Annotated in this window: 16 protein-coding genes; 15 read left to right on the forward strand and 1 reads right to left on the reverse strand. The window is 66.5% G+C overall.

All coding sequences use genetic code 11. The features are described from left to right. The first annotated feature begins 168 nt into the window (after positions 1-168). Complete coding sequence (locus tag NQK35_RS09020) at positions 169-1,524, forward strand: hypothetical protein (protein ID WP_257113949.1); 1,356 nt, start codon at positions 169-171, stop codon at positions 1,522-1,524. A 132-nt stretch (positions 1,525-1,656) separates the two neighbouring features. Here NQK35_RS09020 and NQK35_RS09025 read toward each other — a convergent pair whose 3' ends face one another. Next, positions 1,657-4,029, reverse strand: coding sequence for a S9 family peptidase (locus NQK35_RS09025; protein ID WP_257114795.1), 2,373 nt, complete (start codon positions 4,027-4,029; stop codon positions 1,657-1,659). A gap of 167 nt (positions 4,030-4,196) precedes the next feature. Here NQK35_RS09025 and NQK35_RS09030 point away from each other — a divergent pair, with 167 nt between their 5' ends. The 14 genes from NQK35_RS09030 (at position 4,197) to NQK35_RS09095 (ending at position 18,954) form a co-directional block, all read left to right on the forward strand. After that, entirely contained in the window at positions 4,197-4,640 is a 444-nt protein-coding gene (locus tag NQK35_RS09030) for a GtrA family protein (RefSeq protein ID WP_009212698.1), read from the forward strand. Positions 4,641-4,668: 28 nt separating this feature from the next. Further along, entirely contained in the window at positions 4,669-5,601 is a 933-nt protein-coding gene (locus tag NQK35_RS09035) for a patatin-like phospholipase family protein (RefSeq protein WP_257113950.1), read from the forward strand. 1,465 nt (positions 5,602-7,066) lie between these two features. Beyond that, positions 7,067-7,318, forward strand: a complete 252-nt coding sequence (gene nrdH / locus NQK35_RS09040; RefSeq protein WP_257113951.1) for a glutaredoxin-like protein NrdH — start codon at positions 7,067-7,069, stop codon at positions 7,316-7,318. Between the two features lie 233 nt (positions 7,319-7,551). Further along, the gene (gene nrdI / locus NQK35_RS09045) at positions 7,552-7,968 is read left to right on the forward strand and encodes a class Ib ribonucleoside-diphosphate reductase assembly flavoprotein NrdI (protein ID WP_009212695.1); all 417 of its coding nucleotides are present in this window, start codon (positions 7,552-7,554) and stop codon (positions 7,966-7,968) included. Further along, complete coding sequence (gene nrdE, locus NQK35_RS09050) at positions 7,938-10,094, forward strand: class 1b ribonucleoside-diphosphate reductase subunit alpha (RefSeq protein ID WP_257113952.1); 2,157 nt, start codon at positions 7,938-7,940, stop codon at positions 10,092-10,094. Before nrdI ends, nrdE begins: the two co-directional genes overlap by 31 nt. A gap of 75 nt (positions 10,095-10,169) precedes the next feature. Next, positions 10,170-10,670 (forward strand): hypothetical protein, encoded by a 501-nt coding sequence (locus NQK35_RS09055; RefSeq protein ID WP_257113953.1) that lies wholly within the window; start codon positions 10,170-10,172, stop codon positions 10,668-10,670. Positions 10,671-11,030: 360 nt separating this feature from the next. Beyond that, the gene (locus NQK35_RS09060) at positions 11,031-11,333 is read left to right on the forward strand and encodes a hypothetical protein (protein ID WP_257113954.1); all 303 of its coding nucleotides are present in this window, start codon (positions 11,031-11,033) and stop codon (positions 11,331-11,333) included. Positions 11,334-11,514: 181 nt separating this feature from the next. Beyond that, positions 11,515-11,958: a hypothetical protein gene (locus NQK35_RS09065; protein WP_257113955.1), complete on the forward strand. Its 444-nt coding sequence runs from the start codon at positions 11,515-11,517 to the stop codon at positions 11,956-11,958. Positions 11,959-12,140: 182 nt separating this feature from the next. Further along, positions 12,141-12,608: a hypothetical protein gene (locus NQK35_RS09070; protein WP_257113956.1), complete on the forward strand. Its 468-nt coding sequence runs from the start codon at positions 12,141-12,143 to the stop codon at positions 12,606-12,608. 75 nt (positions 12,609-12,683) lie between these two features. Beyond that, a complete protein-coding gene (locus NQK35_RS10570; protein WP_009212689.1) occupies positions 12,684-13,163 on the forward strand; it encodes a hypothetical protein in 480 nt (159 codons plus the stop codon). 123 nt (positions 13,164-13,286) lie between these two features. Beyond that, the gene (locus tag NQK35_RS09080) at positions 13,287-13,658 is read left to right on the forward strand and encodes a hypothetical protein (RefSeq protein WP_034231267.1); all 372 of its coding nucleotides are present in this window, start codon (positions 13,287-13,289) and stop codon (positions 13,656-13,658) included. An 81-nt stretch (positions 13,659-13,739) separates the two neighbouring features. After that, positions 13,740-15,494 (forward strand): ABC-ATPase domain-containing protein, encoded by a 1,755-nt coding sequence (locus NQK35_RS09085; RefSeq protein ID WP_257113957.1) that lies wholly within the window; start codon positions 13,740-13,742, stop codon positions 15,492-15,494. Between the two features lie 191 nt (positions 15,495-15,685). Further along, entirely contained in the window at positions 15,686-16,396 is a 711-nt protein-coding gene (locus NQK35_RS09090) for an ABC transporter ATP-binding protein (RefSeq protein WP_257114796.1), read from the forward strand. Between the two features lie 29 nt (positions 16,397-16,425). Further along, positions 16,426-18,954 (forward strand): FtsX-like permease family protein, encoded by a 2,529-nt coding sequence (locus NQK35_RS09095; protein ID WP_257113958.1) that lies wholly within the window; start codon positions 16,426-16,428, stop codon positions 18,952-18,954. The last annotated feature ends 268 nt before the right edge of the window (positions 18,955-19,222 follow it).

Raw genomic sequence — 19,222 nt, forward strand, 5'->3', positions numbered from 1 at the left:
GTCGGGAGGCAACTCCGGCTGCTACGACGATGGGCCGAGGCCGGGGCGTGGTGTCGCTGCATTGCGTGGTAGGTGGGGACGAGGCCGGGGCCACTCGGGCCTCGTGCCCTAGACTCGGGGGTGGGCGTGGCCGCGCCCTTCGCCGCACAGACGAGGACGGAGACGACCATGAGTGCACATAACGATGAGAGGCGCGAGACGGGTGCCGATGAGCAGGAGCATGGTCGCCCGGAGAAGCCGAAGCGTTCCCGTCGATGGGCTCTTCTTGTACTCGCTCTTCCAATTGCATTGCTCGCGTGGAGCTGCGTTCCGAAACGCCCCCTGCCGGTTACACCGACCAGCGAGCTGGCTATCGGAGATGCCGTCATTGCTGTGCAGCTGGGTGAAGCACAGTCACAGTCGGGTCTTAGTGCTCCAATCCAGAACAACTTGGTCGCACTTGTTGACGCACAAGGGAAGCAGGACATCATTCGTATCGACAACCAGTCGGAAGGCAGGATCCTGTGGGCTGATCGCGGTATCTCATTCGGTTCCGAGCAATGGGAGTATCAGACGACAGAAAACGGAACGAGTAGCCAAGAAACTGAGGACTGGCGGGGCTCAGACGTCCAGCGTTATGAGTTGTCGGATGGGCGGATCATCGTGGTTTCTTACGAGATCGACCTGGCTTATCGGGTCGATACGATCGGACTTGATGGAAGCGTGACGAGTGTGTCAACTCCCGGAACGCGCGGAGATATTGGGCAGTGCGGGGATCGGATCCTGTCGATTGTTGACACGAAGCAGCTCTGGCGCATGAAGTCAGAGGCCTTCGAAGCCTACGCCGCACAGTCGGGCGGCGATGGTGAACAACCGGAGGAGCTGTCTGTCGTCATTCAGTTGAATGATCGTGATGGTGATACTCCTCGTATCCTTGGTGTCGCGCCAATGATTGAGGGTTTGGTGTCGGGGCAGAGAGAGTTCGCCTGCGAGGGGGACGTGATCACGATTCCGAGCGTCCAAACGGGTGACTCTCAGGCCACGCGTGTGCTGGCAGACGGGAGAGAGGAGGGAACGATGGTTCTCGAGCGCTGGGACCTGTCGACCGGACAGCGCACGATCGTTCCCGTGATCGATGAGCAGGAAAATCCCATTGAAGTGAACAGGGAGCGCAGCATTTTTCGCTACAAGGGGGTCCAGGTTGGTGACGAGTACCGGTTCATCAGCGAAGGCGGTGATGCCTTCTCAGTGGACCTGACGAGTGGGCGAGGTCGCTACCTGTTTACTTATCAAGGTACGCGAATCAACCAGCGAATGGTGTTCCAGGTGAGTGAGACGGGCGTCTACGCGCTCGAGGGTCGCCGAGAGGATCATAATGTCACCCTTTCTTACCGGCCGTGGGATGGGGGAGCATACCGGGACGTCATCACAATGAACAGGCTGGCAGACTACGTTTGGTTGGAGGGTGATTTTATGTCGGCGGGGTACTGGCGAGAGATCGAATCCTTCGCCCTGCGCCCCGGGTGGGACGGCGGCGCGCAGTAACGCGGTGCAGTAACGCAGCGCAGCCACGCCGCATCGTGCGCCGCGCGACAGTGGGGCCGGTCTTCCAGCGAAGACCGCCCCCACCTGCGTTTGCCGTCAACGGGCACTGACCGATCATCAGCGCCCCAGGTGTTACAGCGTGACGCCCACCTGGCCCAGCGCGAAGGCGAACTCCTCGCAGCGCGCCGCCCACCTCCCCTCGCGCCCGGACGGGCCGGCGTGCCCGGCGACCATCTCGGTGCGCAGGATGATGGGGCGCTCCCACGGGTCGCGCGTGGGAACGGACCCAGCCCCGGCCTCGTCCGTGGAGGGCACCTGGCCGGTGGCCTCGCGCAGGCGCTGCACCCACTTGGTGGGCTCGACGAACTCCACCCGCGTGTCGTTGACCGAGGTCGTCGCCATGATCGCGGGCAGGAGGGCGCCGTCCGGCACGTTCTCGTACGGCGTGTAGCGGCTCATCGCGTCGAACACGGCGCGAGAGGTCACCGGGTTGCCCCACTCCTCCCACTCGCCGACGGTGAGCGGCAGGGAGGCATCCAGGATCGTCGTGAGGGCGTCCACGAAGGGCACGCCCGCCAGGATCGCGCGGAAACGGTCGGGGGCGGCGTTGGTGACCGCACCCATGAGAAGACCACCGGCGCTGCGGCCCTCGGCGACCAGGCGGCCGGGAGCCACCCAGCCAGAGTCCACCAGCCAGTCGGCCACGTCAATGAAGTCCGTGAAGGTGTGCTCCTTGACGAGCTCCTTGCCGTCCTCGTACCAGGCGCGGCCCATCTCGCCTCCGCCGCGCACGTGCGCGATCGCGTAGACGGCGCGGCGCAGGATCGGCAGGCGCAGCGCCTCGAACTCGGGGTCGTAGCTGACCTCGTAGGAGCCGTACCCGATCTGCCAGCCCGCGTGCGTGCCGTCCGGTCGCGCGTCGCGATGGTGGATGAGGGTGACGGGGATGCGCGTCGCGCCGTCGCGCGCGAGCACCCACACGCGCTCCTCAACGTACTCGGCCGGGTCCCATCCGGGCGCCTCGCGGGCGCGCAGGGTCCGCACGCTCAGGGCCGCCTCCTCGCTCGTGTCCGCGAGGGACGAGGCCGGGGCGGCCGCGCTCGCGGGCACCGTCACCTCGGCGACCGTGGGGGGCACGGTCTGCGACTGGAACTCGACGCGCAGCGGATCCTCCCACGGGGTCGGCACGGTCGCGATCGTGCGCACCGGGGCATCCACCCGGACGCGCCGCCACGCGGGCGCGGGCTCGCGGCGATCCCACACGTCGACCTGCGTGAGCGAGTCAGAACGCAGGGAGAGGGCCACGTAGCCCGCGTGGGCTTCGACGTCGGTGATGCGCTCGCCGGGAGCGGGGGCGCGCAGCGGCTCCCAGGAGCCGAACGGCGTGAGAGGCGCGGGCTCGTCCTCCGGCAGGGGCGTGCCGGGCGCGCGATCTGCCAGCGCCTCCCGGGAGAACGCGGGCGAGGAGGCGATGCCGAGCCGTGCCAACGCCTCGGGCACGCCTCCCTCGGGCAGCATCGCCTGCGCGAGCGACCCCTCCTGCGTGAGCCCCGTGTGCACGATGAACAGGCGATCGCCCGCCGAATCCGCCGACACCAGCGTGCGCGCCCTCACCGGCATCAGCGGCAGCGGGCGCACGGCCGGGTGGGCGGGCAGCCACAGCCACGCGCGCCCCGCCGTCGAGGACGAGGAGTGGATGACGACGTGCCCTGGGAAACCCGACGGCGCAAACCCCATCTCGAAGCCCTCGTCGGGCTCAACGAGCAGCAGCTCATCGGCCTCGCGGGGCGTGCCCACCCGGTGCAGCCACACCTCGCACGCGCGCCACGCGTCGTCCACGCCCATGTATATGAAGGAGCTGGAATCGTCCGCCCACGCAAACCCGTACCCGGCGTCGGTCACGACCTCGTCGACGACGCGGCCGGAGGCCTCCTGGATGACCCACGTGTAGCGCTCGTCGCCGCTCGTGTCCCGCGCCCACGCGATCAGGCGCCCGTCGGGCGAGGGGCTCAGGTCGGCGAGGCGAAAGAACTCCTCCCCGCGCGCCCACTCGTTCTCATCCACGAGGAGCTCCTCGCCGACGGTGGGAACCCCCGGGGCGGGGACGAGCGGAAGGGGGACGCCGGAATCGTCGCGCTCAACGGGTGCTCGGTGATGAGTCGCATAGGATTGTCCCTGCGTGCAACGCCGGAAGTACCAGTAGTCCCCGTCGCGGATCGGCACGCTCACGTCCGTCAGCGCGGTCGCAGCCTTCACCTCCTCCACGAGGCGCGCGGCCGCCTCACGCGTCGGCGCCGTGACCGCGTCCGCCCACGCGTTCTCCGCCTCCAGATGCTTGCGGACGCCGGGATCGTCGCCGTTACGCAGCCAATCCCAGGGGTCGTCGAATCGGTGCCCAAAGTGGTCTCGCACGCGGTAGCCGTAGCGCTTGGGGGCAACCGGGGGAGCCTGGATCGACGAGGCGGCGGCCGCCTCGCTCTGGTTCGTGTCCGTCATGGGCACCATCTTAGGGGCGGGCACCGGAGCGGGCGAGGGTCGAAAGCGCGGCTCGGGCGTGCCACACTAGGGGGGTGAGTGGAACACATCAGCACGGAAGCCGACCGCCTGGCGCGCTCGCGGACGCGGCCCCCGATCGGCGGGACGCTGGCGGGAGGGGAGCCCCGGCCTCGTCGGTGAGCCTCGCCGGGCGCCTCCTGGCGTGGGTGCGCGAGTTCATCCAATTCGGGCTGGTCGGGGCCACCGCCTACGTCGTTGACGCCGGACTGTTCAACCTCCTCCAGTACGGACCCCTCGCCGTCCTCGCCGGGCACCCCAACACCGCCCAGTTCGTCGCGGCCACGATCGCCACCGGTTACTCGTGGGTGGCCAACCGAGTGTGGACCTACAGGGGGCGTACCCGCGACAACGCCACTCGCGAAGCCGTCCTCTTCTTTTTCGCCAACGCGTGCGGCATCGGCATCTCCCAGTTCTGCCTGCTCTTCACTCACCACATCCTGGGACTGGCCTCCGCGCTCGCCGACAACGTCGCCGTCTACGTCGTCGGCTTCGCCCTCGGAACGGCGTTCCGCTTCTTCTTCTACCACTACGTGGTCTTCACGGGAGGTACGCGAGCGTAGGTCGGTTGCCGAGCGGTAGGGTCGAAGCGTGAAGGAAACACCAGAGCGCTATCCGACACCCGAGCAGTCCATCGACACGATGGTCACCATCGACGACACCGCCCTCGTCTTTGAGGGCGGGGGGATGCGTAACGCCTACACGGCCGCGCTCGTCGCCAGGCTGATTGCCGAGGGCATCAACTTTCCGCACGTCTCGGGGGTTTCCGCGGGATCCAGCCACCTGTGTAACTTCACCTCCCGCGACGCCCGTCGCTCGCACGCGACCTTCGTCGACCTGGTTGACGACCCGGAATTCGGTGGCCTCAAGCACTTCCGAAAGGGGCACGGCTACTTCAACGCCGAGTACATCTACGAGCGGATCTGCTACCCCGACGGTGCCTACCCCTTCAACATGGACGCGTTTCTTGCCAATCCGGCGCGCACTCGCGTCGCCGCCTTCAACGCGTCGCGCGGCGAGGTGCGCTGGTTCTCCAAGGAAGACATGAGCACACTGGACACGCTCGGCCCCATCATCCGCGCCTCCTCCACGCTGCCCGTCCTCATGCCGCCCGTCGAGATCGAGGGCGACACCTACGTCGATGGCGCACTGGGACCCAACGGTGGCCTGCCCTTCGATCAGCCCCTGCGCGAGGGCTACCGCAAGCTGCTGGTCGTCCTGACCCGCCCGCGCGACTATGTCAAGGGGCCGATGTCGGCCAGCGTCGGGGCCCTCCTGCGAGCCACCTATCACTCCTACCCGTCCGTCTACGAGGGAGTCGCGCGTCGGCCCGACCGGTACAACGCCGGGCGGCGCTTCCTGTTCGACCTGGAGGAGCGCGGGCGGGCCTACGTCTTTGCGCCCGACAACCTCTGGATCAACAACACCGAATCTCGGCGCGAGCGCCTGGAAGCCACCTACCGCGCCGGGCTGGTTCAGGCAGTGCGTGAGATGCCCGCGATCAGGGCGTTCCTCGGGCTGTAGGGGCGGCGGCCTCCGGCTGCCCACCCAGGGGCTTCACCTGCGGCTGGCGTGCGGCCTTCGCCCCGCCGCCGGTCATTGTCGTTCGGCGCGGGGCTGGTTTCTGCCGGCGGGGGTTTCTGCCGGCGGGGTTGGTTCCGCATGCTGTTCTGGTGCAGGTGGGCCCGGTTGTGCGCAGGTTAACCCACTTGGTGGCGGAATGGGCCCGGTTGCGCGCAGGTTAACCCACTTGGTGGCGGGGTGGGCCCGGTTGTGCGCAGGTTAACCCACTTGGTGGCGGGGTGGGCGGGGCAGCCCAGGCTCCACTTACTGGGTTAACGTGCGCGGTAGGTGGGTTGAGGATGCCAGTAGGTGGGTTTGTTTGCCGCCGGGCGGGTTGCGCCTGATTGGTTGGGTTGCGCCTGATTGGTTGGGTTGCGCCTGATTGGTTGGGTTGCGCCTGATTGGTTGGGTTGCGCTGGCCGGCGTGGGCGTAGGGCCGGTGTGGGCGTGGGGCTGGTGGGGCGTTAGCACCGGTGCGGGCGTGTTGGTGAGGCCTGTGGCTGGGGGCGGTGCACGCGTCGCAGCGCCCGTGACACCGCGGCCGCCCCTGCTTGGTACGAGGGTGGGTCAATACGACACCGAGGCCGCCCCTGCGCACGGTTGACGCGGCGAAACGGGCGGACTTGCCTGTGCCAGGGTGGTGGCGGTTTCATGTCGTTCGACGTTGCGGCACGCGGGGGTGGTCGTGGTTTCGCGTGACGACCTGAGGTGCCGTGCCAGGGTGGTGGCGGTTTCCCGCGCGGTTCCGAGGTTCGCCCCGGGGGGCGGCTGAACGCGGGGTGATACGAATGTCGTGCGGGCCGATCCTACCTGCCAGCGCCACTGGGCTGGACCCGGCCAGGCCCGTCACTGTCCGGGCTCTGAACCCCCCACTCGACTCGAGGGCTCGGCGAAGGGCCGGGACGGATGCGGGCGGGTGGGCAGGAGGGCGTCATCGAAAGCGCCGCCCCTAGATGTAGGGGCGGTTAGTCGCCAACAGCCCCTACATATGCGGGTGCGACACGCCCAAGACGCCACGTCGAGGTGTGACGCTTGACATTATCGTGATGTCTGCTGGATGGTTATGCACAGGTTGGTGATGGAGGTGTCCACAGCCGCATCTGAGGTTGTGTCAAGCGCGCGTCCTCGGGGCGCCGCTCGGGTTGGTGGACCTTCAATCCCTGCATTTGTGCCTGTTTGGACGATCCCTACCCGCAGGGGTGACAAGGAATGATAGCCGGTTGTTGGGGCTGACCGGATGCTCCGTCCACAGAGGCCTCGCCCCTCGTCCACAGTGACGCACGATCGGAGCGTTCGACACAACATCTAGGGGTCGCTTGCGCCTTGGGCCACGAGGTGTAGTGTTGTGGTGTTCGCGGCGAACGAGCCGCACGAGAATGTACAAACGAAGCAATCGTCCGGCCCCTGGCCGCAAGGAGACACGAACATGTCGATCACTGTCTACTCCAAGCCCCGCTGCCCCCAGTGCGACGCGACCTACCGCGCCCTCGACAAGCAGGGCGTCTCCTACGAGAGGATCGACGTCACCCAGGACCCGGAGTCCCTGGCATTCATCAAGGGCCTCGGCTACCAGCAGGCCCCCGTCGTCGTCGCCGGCGAGGACCACTGGTCCGGTTTCCGCCCCGACCGCATCAAGGCCGTGGCTGCGGCTGGCGCCCCCTTGGCCCTTCATGCCTGAGTCTCGCCGTCGGCCCCGGCCTGAAGGTCGGGGTCGACGTGTATCCGCTCCGCCGACTGCCCCTCGCCCCCCTTTCCCCAGGTGCGGGAAGGTTATCGATCCGTCGCCCGTCGGCGCTCGTTCTGCCGCCGCGTCGACCATCCCACACGGGACACGCCTCGCCGAGGCGGACGCCGGGGCCTCGCGGGTGAGACACTAGAGGTCCACCGACCCGACAAGCTGGAAGGATCATCATGGGCAGCGTCGTCTACTTCTCGTCGGCAACGGGCAACACCCGTCGTTTTGTCGAGAAACTCGGCGTGCCGGCGGCGCGCATTCCGCTGCTGCCCAAGGATGATCCCCTGCGCGTGAGCGACGAATATGTCCTCATCGTGCCCACCTACGGTGGCGGGAATGTCAGGGGAGCGGTACCCAAGCAGGTCATCAGGTTCCTGAATGACCCCGACAATCGAGCCCTGTGCAGGGGCGTTATCTCGTCGGGAAACACCAACTTCGGCAAGGCCTACTGCATCGCGGGCGACATCATCGCGGCCAAGCTGGGGGTCCCCCACATGTACAAGTTCGAGCTCCTCGGAACGCCCGAGGATGTCTCCAGAGTTCGCGAAGGACTGGAACAGTTTTGGCACAAAACTACACCGACACGGGCGTAGAGGAAGCTCCCTCACCGGAGCTGGACTACCACGCGCTGAACGCGCAGCTCAACCTGTACGACGCGGACGGGCGCATCCAGTTCGACGCGGATCGTGCGGCTGCACGCCAGTACTTCCTCCAGCACGTCAACCAGAATACGGTGTTCTTCCACGACCTGGAGGAGAAGCTGAAGTACCTGGTCGACGAGGGCTACTACGAACGCCACGTGCTGGATCAGTACGACTTCGCCGACATCAAGGAGCTGTACAAGCAGGCCTACGCCCACAAGTTCCGCTTCCCCACGTTCCTGGGTGCCTTCAAGTACTACACGTCGTACACCCTCAAGACCTTTGACGGCAAGCGCTACCTGGAGCGCTTCGAAGACCGCGTGGCGATGGTCTCCCTCTACCTGGCGCGCGGCGACATCGAGCTGGCTCGCCAGTTCGTGGATGAGATCATGACCGGCCGCTTCCAGCCCGCGACCCCGACCTTCCTGAACGCGGGAAAGGCGGCGCGCGGCGAGCTGGTCTCCTGCTTCCTGCTGCGCATCGAAGACAACATGGAGTCGATCGCGCGAGGCATCAACTCGGCGCTGCAGCTGTCCAAGCGCGGCGGCGGTGTCGCGCTGCAGCTGACGAATCTGCGCGAGTCGGGCGCGCCCATCAAGAAGATTCAGAACCAGTCCAGCGGCGTCGTTCCGGTCATGAAGCTCCTCGAGGACTCGTTCTCCTACGCGAATCAGCTGGGGGCGCGCCAGGGCGCGGGCGCCGTGTACCTGCACGCCCACCATCCCGACATCATGGCGTTCCTGGACACGAAGCGCGAAAATGCGGACGAGAAGATCCGTATCAAGACGCTGTCCCTGGGCGTTGTCATCCCGGACATCACGTTCGAGCTGGCCCGCAAGAACGAGGACATGTACCTCTTTAGCCCCTACGACGTGGAGCGCGTCTACGGCGTTCCCTTCTCCGAGATCTCGGTGACGGAGAAGTATCACGAGATGGTGGACGACGGACGCATCCACAAGAGGAAGATCAACGCGCGTCGCTTCTTCCAGACGATCGCGGAGATCCAGTTCGAGTCGGGCTACCCCTACATCGTCTTCGAAGACACGGTGAATGCGGCGAACCCCATCAAGGGACGCATCACCATGTCGAACCTGTGCTCGGAGATCCTGCAGGTCTCGGAGGCTTCGACGTACAACGACGACCTGTCGTATGCGCACGTCGGCAAGGACATCTCCTGCAACCTCGGGTCGCTGAACATTGCCAAGACCATGGACTCCCCGGACTTTTCCAAGACGATCGAGACCGCCATCCGGGGGCTGACGGCCGTGTCGGACCTGTCCGACATCGGTGCGGTTCCCTCGATCGCGCGAGGCAACGCGATGAGCCACGCCATCGGCCTGGGGCAGATGAACCTGCACGGCTACCTGGCTCGCGAGCACGTGTACTACGGCAGCGAGGAGGCACTGGACTTCACGAACATCTACTTCATGACCGTCCTCTACGAGGCGATCAAGGCCTCGTGCACGATCGCGCGCGAGCGGGGGGAGCGTTTCGAGGGTTTCGAGGATTCGACGTACGCATCGGGTGAGTTCTTCCGCAAGTACATTGACGAGGCGTGGGAGCCGACCACGGACAAGTGCCGCGAGCTTCTGGCCGCCTCGTCGATCCACGTTCCAACCCAGCAGGACTGGGAGGCGTTGGCCGCCGATGTGGCGCGCTACGGCATGTACAACCAAAATCTCCAGGCGGTCCCCCCGACGGGATCCATTTCCTACATCAACAACTCGACGTCGTCGATTCACCCGATCGTGTCGCGGGTCGAGATTCGCAAGGAAGGCAAGATCGGCCGCGTCTACTACCCCGCGCCCTACATGTCGAACGAGAACCTCCAGTACTACCAGGATGCGTACGAGATCGGCCCGGAGAAGATCATCGACACCTACGCGGTGGCCACCCAGCACGTCGATCAGGGCCTGTCGCTCACCCTGTTCTACCCGGACACGGTGACGACGCGCGACCTGAACAAGTCCTACATCTACGCGTGGAGGAAGGGAATCAAGACCCTGTACTACATGCGTCTGCGTCAGATGGCCCTGGAGGGTACCGAGGTCGAGGGCTGCGTGTCCTGCATGCTGTGAGGGTGCACTCTTGTTTTTCGCCGGAGGCTCGTATGATGTGGGAGGCAAGTACCCCACGTTGGACCGGAGAGAGCAATGAGTGATCCGATGAATCCCTACGGCGCGCCCGGCGGGTACGGGCAGTCGCCCTACGATCAGCAGGGGTCCTACGGTGCCCAGCCGCCCTACGGCTCGGGGCAGGCGGGATACGGCGCGGGCCAGCCCGGTGTCCAGTCGCCCTATGGGCAGCCGCAGGGAGCCTATGGCCAGCCCGCGTACGGCCAGCCCGTCTACGGTCATCCCGCCTACCGGCTCGATCCCGCGGTTGAGCGGATTCGTTCGAATGCATCGATGGTGCGCATCATGGCGTTCGTGAGTTTCGTGACCCTCGGGCCGATACTCTCGGGTGGCGCCTGGATCTGGGGTGGCAGCCTGATGAATGAGGCTCAGACGGTGGGCGCCCCGGCCGACGTGGTCAGAGAACTCCGGGGCGCGCGCACGACGGCGATCGTGTGTGCGCTCATCCAGGTGGCTGGCATCGTCCTCCTCATCGGGATTCCCCTCTTGTTCGCCCTCCTCGACCCCTCCTACGTCTGAGGGGTGAGCGGCGTGAGTGGAGCAACGAATCCGAGCATGTGGGCCCCCTATGGCGGGCAGCAACAGCCATCTTCGACGCCGCCTGCGGGGTACGGGGCTCAGCCGGTTGCGCCGCCTGCGGGGTATGGGGCTCAGCCGGTTGCGCCGCCTGCGGGGTACGGGGCTCAGCCGGTTGCGCCGCCTGCGGGGTATGGGGCTCAGCCGGTTGCGCCTCCTGCGGGGTACGGGACACAGCCGGTTGCGCCGCCTGCGGGGTACGGGACACAGCCGGTTGCGCCGCCTGCGGGGTACGGGACACAGCCGGTCGCGCCGCCTGCGGGGTACGGGGCTCAGCCGGCGCCTCCCTACGGCCTCCAGCCGGTGGGGTATGAGCAGCTTCCGCCCCCGCAGCAGATGCCCTCCCTGCAGCAGTTGGCCATCTCCCAGGCCAAGTCGGAGGCAACCTTCGTCATCGTCTTCGCCGTCATTGGTTTCTTCACCACGCCGCTGCTCTTCTTGGCCGCCGCGTGGGCACGCGGCCAGCGCCTGTGTCGGCGAGTGCGCGAGATCGGGGCGCCTGCCGACGTCGTCACCAAGGCGCACATCGCGCGAGGCATCGCGGTAGGGGGCTTTGCGCTTCAGGCCATCCTCATCGCAGCCCTCATCATCTCCGAGAACCTCTGACGAGTGGCGCGCCGCCTCGGCCCTCGTGGGATCGGGCGGGGTCGGCGCGAGGATGCCACGGGTCGTTACGCTTGCGACAAGAATGCGGCAGAAGTTGGCTGCATCACTCGTTTTTCTTTGGGATGGAGCATAGGTTACGATGAACCCCGTATCCGATGATCGCGTCCAGTTGGAGTTTTCTATGAGTGATCCCACGAACCCGTACCCCTCGTCTCCGTCTCCGGAGCAGCCCGCCTACGGCCAGCAGGCCCCGCAGGGACAGCCCGCCTACGGACAGCAGGCATACGGCCAGCAGGCATACGGCCAGCCGATGTACGCGCTCAACCCCGCGGTTGAGAAGATTCGTTCGAACGCGTCAACCGCCCGCATGCTCTCGTTCCTGAGCTTCCTGTTCGGCGGCATGTTCCTGTCCGGCGGCATGTGGTTCTGGGCGAACAAGCTGATGGAAGAGGCCCAGGCCTACGGTGCGCCGATGGACGTCGTGACCGACGTTCAGGGCGCGCGTTCGGCCGCCAAGATCTGCACGATCATTCACGGCGTCATCATTGCCGTGTTCCTCGTTTTCATCATCATCATTCCGATCATTATCGCCCTCGCCGGAGCGGGTTCCGGCGCGTTCTCCTGAGCAGACCGCGAGTGTGAGGCCCGGGGAGCATCACGCTCCCCGGGCCTCGCTTCCATCGGTGCGCACAATCCGCAGCTTCTTGTGCCCCGACTCGGTCGCGGCGTCTGGGTTCGCCTCCCGGGGTCGCGGGACCCGTGCGTTACGATGGGCGGGAAGGTTGGCACACGGATGAGGAGCGACCGATGAGTGATTCCACGGAATACCAGGCATCGGAGGACGAGGCCTTCGGCCGCCGAGCGGGTGAGTTCGCGGGCGCGGGCCAGGGAGCGCAGGGGACGTATGCGCGCCAGGCCCCCTTCTCCCAGCCGATGTACGCCCAGCCGATGTACGCGCTCAACCCCGTGATCGAGAAGATTCGTTCGAACGCGTTGACGGCCCGCATGTTCTCCTACCTGAGTTTTCTCTTCGGCGGCATGCTCCTCTCCGGCGGCATGTGGTTCTGGGCCGACAAGCTGATGGAAGAGGTGCGGCTGTACGGCGCCCCGATGGACGTCGCGGCCGAGGTCGAGCGCGCTCGTTCGGCCGCCAAGGCGTGCACGATTGCTCACGGGGTGATTACCGGGGTGATCCTCGTGTCCACCTTCCTCGTTCTCATTGGCTCCGCGCTCATCATGGCGTTGTTTGCCACCTGGGTGCAGGCGTATTCCTGAGCGACCGGCGGCGAGGAGGCACGCGTCGGCTAGGATGATCCGAGACCTTGGTAGCGATGCAGTGAGGAGCAACCCGTGACCGATCCCTCGAACCCCTACGCCTCCCTGCCTCCCGGCGGCCAGGCCCCGACCTGGCAGGCACCTCAGTACGGTCACTCCCAGCCCGGATACGACCAGGCCCCGTACGGCTACGGACAGGGGGCCTACGGCCAGGCCCAATACGGATATGGGCAGGCCCCGTACGGCTACGGGCAGCCGGTGTATGGCCAGCCGGGATACGTGGCTCCGTACGACTCCAGGTACGACGGCATGCGAACGCAGGCGATCGTCGCCATCGTCCTGTCGGTCGTCAGCTGGTTCCTCTTCCACATCTTCATGTCGGTCCCGGCGATGATCTGGGCGATCATCCTCGCGGGAAAGGCGCGCGGCGAGGAGGTTCCCTCCGGCGTGCGGAGCCTGGTGAATGCGGCTCGCCTGGTGACCATCATCATGGTTGTTCTCCAGCTCCTCATCGTGATCGGGATCGTCGCACTCTTCATGCTCTATCCGTATTAGGAACTGGTCGAGTGACGGACGCGAGGCGGGTGCCCGTGCCCTCCTCACCCGCGTGCCCATTGTCGGCGCAGCGGCGAAGGCTACACTGAGGGGAGTATCACCAGCGACATGATGGAGTTGCCCATGAACGATCCCGCGACGCCGGGCGCTTCGAGCCTCGCGGCCCGGCCAGCCGATGGCGAATCGCCGCGCGGCGGCCCCGCTGATCAGCCCGCCTTCGCGGCCGCTCGCTTCGAGGGCTTGCGAGTCTACTCGATCACGGTCATCGTCCTGTCCCTCCTCAGCTGGTTCACGCTGTTCCTCCTCGTGTCGGTGTCGTCGATGATCTGGGCGATCGTCCTGGCGGCAAGGGCGCGCTCTGCCGATGCGCCCTCGGATGTGCGAACCATGACCAGGGTCGCCCTCGGCGTCTCGGCGGTCATGGTTGTCCTCCAGCTTCTTGGCGTCGCCTACGTCGTGTGGTACCTCATTCAAGCGGCCCAGAACGTCGCGTGAGCCCCGCGCGGGCGCCGACGCCTCGGCCCGGACGCAGGCCACTGCCTCGCAGCCGGGAGGTCCACCTGTATTCTTGAGGGCATGACCCCCCGATACGAGGCCCCCTCCCGCTCAGTCGCCGGAACCGACGCGGACCTGCTGGATCAGCTGCGCCATGCCGACGGACGCCCCTACGGCTTCTACAAGAAAGTCGCCGGAGCCTGGGACTACGGCGACTTCACCCTCGCGATCGATCACGTCCAAGCCGACCCCTTTGCTCCGCCCACGGCGCTGCGAGCCTACGCGACCCCCCAGGCGATGGGACTTCCGGAGGAAGCCCTGGCCTCGCCGGATGCGCGCCTGGCGGCCGCCGACTTCCTGGCCCGCGCCTTCGACGAGGCCATCCGCGCTCGAGGAGCGCGCGACGTGTCGATCGCCCGCGCGGGTGCCCTCATCCTGCAGCGCTCCTACGCCAGCGTGCTTCCCGACCGTGTCGAGGTCCGCTTCCAGGCCAAGCTCCCGGCCCGCGGGCGCACGATCCTCGGCAAAAGCGCGGCACGACTCTTCGACGTGGACGTTCCCAACGTCGTCATGGACTGCTTCGACTTCGTGTCGCACGACCCGGATACGACGCGCAAGCGCTCGCGTTTGCTGGCCCACATTGCCTCCTACGAGGACCACCGGGCGCTGCAGGAACAGCTGGAAGCCAACGGGTGGGTGACCTTCGTCGCCGACGACTCCCTCCTGGCGCGCCGCTCGGGGGTTTCCGAGGCGCCCCTGACCGGCGACGGGGTCGTCGCCTTCCGCTCCCCCGACTCGCTTCGCGTATCCGTGAGCCTGCCGCATGCGGGCGACGTGTCGGGCATGGCGATCCCGCGGGGGCTGACGCTGATCGTGGGCGGAGGCTACCACGGAAAGTCCACCCTGCTGGAGGCGATCGCCCGCGGCGTCTACGCCCACGTGCCGGGCGATGGCCGCGAGCTGGTCGCAACCGACCCGAGCGCCACGAAGGTGCGCGCCGCCGATGGGCGAGCCGTGACGGGCGTCGACATCTCTGCCTTCATCAGCCACCTGCCCGGCAGCATCGACACCACCAACTTCTCGACGGAGAATGCCTCGGGTTCCACGTCGCAGGCCGCCTCGATCATCGAGTCCCTGCAGCTGGGCGCGCGCAGCCTTCTCATCGACGAGGACACCTCAGCGACGAATCTCCTCATTCGGGACACCCGCATGCGTGACCTGGTCGCCGCCGACAAGGAACCGATCACCCCGCTCGTGGACCGAGTGTCCTCCCTGACCGGGGCCGGGACCTCGCTCATCATGGTGGTCGGCGGCTCGGGTGCCTTCCTGGACGCCGCTGACCGCGTCCTCATGATGGACAACTACCGCTGCCTTGACGTCACCGAACGCGCCAAACAGGTTGCCGCCGATCTTCCGCGTCCCCGCACCGATGCCCCCGCCTCCTGGGACAGCGCGCCCCGGGTCCCTCTCGCCAAGGCGCGAGTGGACCGTCCTCGCACGAAGGCAACCGGGACGCACGCCCTGACCGTGGATCGGCAGGTCGTCGATATCTCTGACGTCGAGGCGGTCCTCGACCCCGGCCAGGCCGAAGCCATCGCGTGGTGCGTGCGCGGGGTCCTCGAGGAGATGGCGGGGAAGCAGGACCTGGTCGAGCTGATGGCGAAGCTGGGCAGGCGGCTGGCGTCGGAAGGGCTCGACGCCGTCTGCAAGTTCGGTGCCCGCCCCTATCCGGCGTTCCTCGCGCGCCCGCGCCTCATCGACGTGGGTGCGGCGATCAACCGCTACCGGGGACTGATCCTGCGTGGCGACGAGGAGTGGGAGCCGGGCGAGTCCTAACGCTTCCCCGGGGGGGATTCAGGGGGTAATCAGGGTAGTTACCCCTAGCGCTGAGGCGCGTGGAGAAGCAGGATGGGGACATGAGCACAAACTTCGTTCCCGTCCCGCCCCAAGCCGCACCCCAGGGGGGCCCGGCCTATCCGGCTCCCCAGGGGGCCCCGGCCTACGCTGCCCCCCAGAACGGGCAGGCCATGCCTATCGTTCAGCTTCAGGCCGTCTCCAAGCTCTACGGGCAGGGAGACGCCCAGGTGCGCGCCCTCGTCGACGTGACCGTCGGCTTCGGCGCCGGTGAATTCACCGCAATCATGGGTCCCTCCGGATCCGGCAAGTCGACGATGATGCACATTCTCGCCGGCCTCGACGCCCCCACCTCAGGGCGCGTCTACGTCGAGGGGACCGACATCACGGCCCTGAATGACACCACGCTGACGAAGCTGCGACGCGACCGCATTGGCTTCGTGTTCCAGTCCTTCAACCTGGTTCCCACCCTGGACGCCCGCGCCAACATCCTTCTCCCGATGCGCCTGGCGGGTGCCACTCCCGACCCGGCCTGGTTCGACATGATCGTTGCCTCTCTGGGCATCGGAGACCGCCTGGGCCACCGCCCCTCCGAGATGTCGGGCGGCCAGCAGCAGCGCGTCGCCGTCGCCCGCGCCCTCATGAGCCGCCCGGCCGTCATCGTCGCGGACGAACCCACCGGCAACCTCGACTCCCGCTCAACGGGAGAGGTCATGGAGCTCCTGCGACGGGCGGTCGACGAACTGGGGCAAAGCGTCATCATGGTCACTCACGACACGAGGACGGCAGCCTACGCGGACCGCGTCCTCGTCTGCCGCGACGGTCAGGTCGTCTCCGACCTGCGTGACGTCACCGCCGACTCGCTGGCCGCGTCGCTTCGCTGAGCGCCCCACACGAACCAGAGGCTTCACCCATGTCTGCAACAAGCACACTCCTGAGCGCCAACCTGCGCACCCACGGCCGCCGCTACGTCTCCACGGGCCTGGCTGTGGCCATCTCCACCGCCTTCATCGCGATCACCCTGATCGTCATGACCACCCTGGCAGCCAGCCTCAGCGCGGGCGTCTACTCTCGGTATCGGGGAGGAACCATCGTCGTCGAGCGGGGCAAGGGCGGGACAGAAGAGTCGATGTCGCGCGCCACCGAAGCTCTGAAGGCGCTGCCCGGCGTATCCGGCATCAAGGAAATGGGGCAGTGGCCTGGCGAAGCCCAGAGCGATTACAGCCGCGGCAAGCTCTACGTCTCGATCCTCCCGTCCGATCCTTTCGAAAAGCCCCGATTGACACGAGGAAAGCTCCCCGAATCGGAGACCGAGATTGTCATCCCGGAATCAACCGCCTCGACCTTGAAGCTGTCGGTCGGCGATACGCTGGGCATGCGCCCCGGATACTCCTCGAAAGAGTACCGCTCCGTGAGCATCGTCGGGCTCACCCCCTCGCGTACCTCCGGTATCGGGCTGCCCTCCTCCTACCTAACCGATAAGGGTTTTGCCGCCGTTTATGGCACGTCCACCACGGGAGCGATACTCGTGGCCACCTCCTCTCCCGATGCGGACCAGAACGCAAACCCTCCCGTGGCCACCCAGGAGACCTGGGTGGCATCCGCAAACTCGGCGCTCGCAGGGATCCCCGACATAACGGTGAGCACCGTCAAGGACAAGATCAAGGAAGACCTGGATCAAGCGCAAATTGGAAGCGCAGCCACGATGGCAATCATGCTGGTCTTCCCGGCGATTGCAGCGCTCGTTGCCTCTATCGTCGTCTCCTCGACCTTCCGCGTCGTGCTCGCTCAGCGCACCAGAGAGTTGGCGCTGCTGCGCACCCTCGGGGCAACGAGAGGGCAGGTGCGCTCGCTGGTCGTCCGAGAGGCGTTCGCGATCGGAGCGATCTCATCCGCGATTGGCGTCGCAGCCGGTGCGCTGATCGGTACGCTCGCGGCGTGGGGTACTGGCCTGGCCGATAGCTTCCCCGCCGCAATCGGGGCGCTGTCGCCCGTGCAGCTCATCGGCACGTGGCTGGGAGCAACCCTCTTTACGACCCTCGTCGGGGTCTTCCCCGCACGCGCCGCCTCGCGAGTTGCCCCCATCGCCGCGCTCGCCCCCGTCAACGAGGTGGGAGCCGCCGCCCGCAAGAAGCACACGGTGCGCTTCATCATCGGCCTGCTCATGACCGTGGGATCCTGCGCGCTCGTGGCCCTCGCCCTGAGCGCGAAGGACAACTCGGCAAAGTTCCTGGGTGCCTTCGGCGGATCGATCCTTGCCCTCATCGGTGCCATTCTTGTGATCTCAGTGCTCCTGCCGTCGATCACCCGTGGATTTGGTCTCTTGTTCCCCGGGATGCTGTCGGCCATGGCTCGCGAGAACACGACCCGCAACCCCGGACGCACCTCCGCCACGGGCACCGCGATCATCATCGGCGTCACCCTGGTGGTCACCATCATGGTGGGAGCAGCCTCCATGCGCACCACCTTGGTTGACGCGGTCAACTCCGCCAGGCCCTTCGACCTCATTGCGGTGAGCAGGACCGGTGTCCTGACCGACGAGCAGAAGTCAGGCATCGTCTCGACGGAGGGGGTGGCGGCCACGGTCGACCAGTACGGTGCCCCTGGCGAGCTGACCAAGACATCGGGAGCGCCCGCCTACAAGCCGCTTGGGAACAGCGACCTGGATGCTGAGGTTGCAGCATCGGTCTCGGTGTCCGGCGAGCCGGATTACACGTCGGTGGTTCATTCTCCCGTGACGCAGCTCGGCGACGATCAGGTTCGCGTCGGCGAGAAGTCCGTGGAAGGTCAGAAGCTGAAGCTGTGCGTCGACTCCTGCGTTGAGCTGACGGCCGTCTACTCAAACTCCCTCTCCTTTGGCCAGGCTGCCGTCTCCGAGGCGACTCTGCGCCGCATCTCCGAGCCCGAGCGTCAAGCCGTCATTATCAAGATGGTTGACGGGGCCGATCCAGAGACCGTCCAGTCGGCTTTGCTCAAGGACGCTTCCCTTGACGTGTCCGGAAGCGCCCTCGAACGCAAGATATACATGACGATGATCGACCGGCTGATGCTCGTCCTGGTTGGTCTCCTGGGTGTGTCCGTCCTGGTGTCTCTTGTGGGCGTGGCCAACACGCTGTCGCTGTCGGTGGCCGAACGCACCCGCGAGAACGGGCTCCTGCGGGCACTCGGCCTGACGAAGCGCCAGATGAAGGGGCTCATGGCCGTCGAGGCGCTCATCCTGTCGCTCACGGGCGCGCTCATCGGCCTTGTCCTGGGTGCCTGCTTCGGGTGGATCGGTGTCCTGGCCCTTCCTCTTGAGGACGCGACCCCGGTGCTGAGCATTCCGTGGGGCCAGCTGGCCATCGTCTTCGTGATCGCGGTCGTCTGCGCCCTCGTGGCCTCCTGGTTGCCGGGACGCCGCGCCGCTCGCGTCAGCCCCTCCGAGGCATTGGCTACGGAGTAGCGGTTAGAGGTCGCCGCGTCGGGCCGCAATCGAGGGGAAACCCAGCTATCGGTTGAACCGGCAGCCATGAAACCGAGACCACCCCTGCTTGTGGCCCTGTGGGACCCGGGGAAACCGAGACCACCCCTGCTTGTGGCCCTGTGGGACCCGGGGAAACCAAGACCACCCCTGCTTGTGGCCCTGTGGGACCCGGGGAAACCGAGACCACCCCTGCCTCCAAACAATCGGCCGTATTGGGCACTTGTGGCGAGGCGGGGGTGGTCTGGGT

The sequence above is a fragment of the Schaalia odontolytica genome (genome assembly GCF_024584435.1).
GTDB lineage: Bacteria > Actinomycetota > Actinomycetes > Actinomycetales > Actinomycetaceae > Pauljensenia.

Excerpts from the sequence above, each read along its gene's own strand:
- NQK35_RS09065 (WP_257113955.1), top strand. The coding sequence starts at position 11,515 with ATGAGTGATCCCACGAACCCGTACCCCTCGTCTCCGTCTCCGGAGCAG.
- NQK35_RS09090 (WP_257114796.1), top strand. The coding sequence starts at position 15,686 with ATGCCTATCGTTCAGCTTCAGGCCGTCTCCAAGCTCTACGGGCAGGGA.
- nrdI (WP_009212695.1), top strand. The coding sequence starts at position 7,552 with ATGGGCAGCGTCGTCTACTTCTCGTCGGCAACGGGCAACACCCGTCGT.
- NQK35_RS09085 (WP_257113957.1), top strand. The coding sequence starts at position 13,740 with ATGACCCCCCGATACGAGGCCCCCTCCCGCTCAGTCGCCGGAACCGAC.
- NQK35_RS09020 (WP_257113949.1), top strand. The coding sequence starts at position 169 with ATGAGTGCACATAACGATGAGAGGCGCGAGACGGGTGCCGATGAGCAG.
- NQK35_RS09025 (WP_257114795.1), bottom strand. The coding sequence starts at position 4,029 with ATGGTGCCCATGACGGACACGAACCAGAGCGAGGCGGCCGCCGCCTCG.
- NQK35_RS09095 (WP_257113958.1), top strand. The coding sequence starts at position 16,426 with ATGTCTGCAACAAGCACACTCCTGAGCGCCAACCTGCGCACCCACGGC.
- NQK35_RS09070 (WP_257113956.1), top strand. The coding sequence starts at position 12,141 with ATGAGTGATTCCACGGAATACCAGGCATCGGAGGACGAGGCCTTCGGC.
- nrdH (WP_257113951.1), top strand. The coding sequence starts at position 7,067 with ATGTCGATCACTGTCTACTCCAAGCCCCGCTGCCCCCAGTGCGACGCG.
- NQK35_RS09055 (WP_257113953.1), top strand. The coding sequence starts at position 10,170 with ATGAGTGATCCGATGAATCCCTACGGCGCGCCCGGCGGGTACGGGCAG.
- NQK35_RS09080 (WP_034231267.1), top strand. The coding sequence starts at position 13,287 with ATGAACGATCCCGCGACGCCGGGCGCTTCGAGCCTCGCGGCCCGGCCA.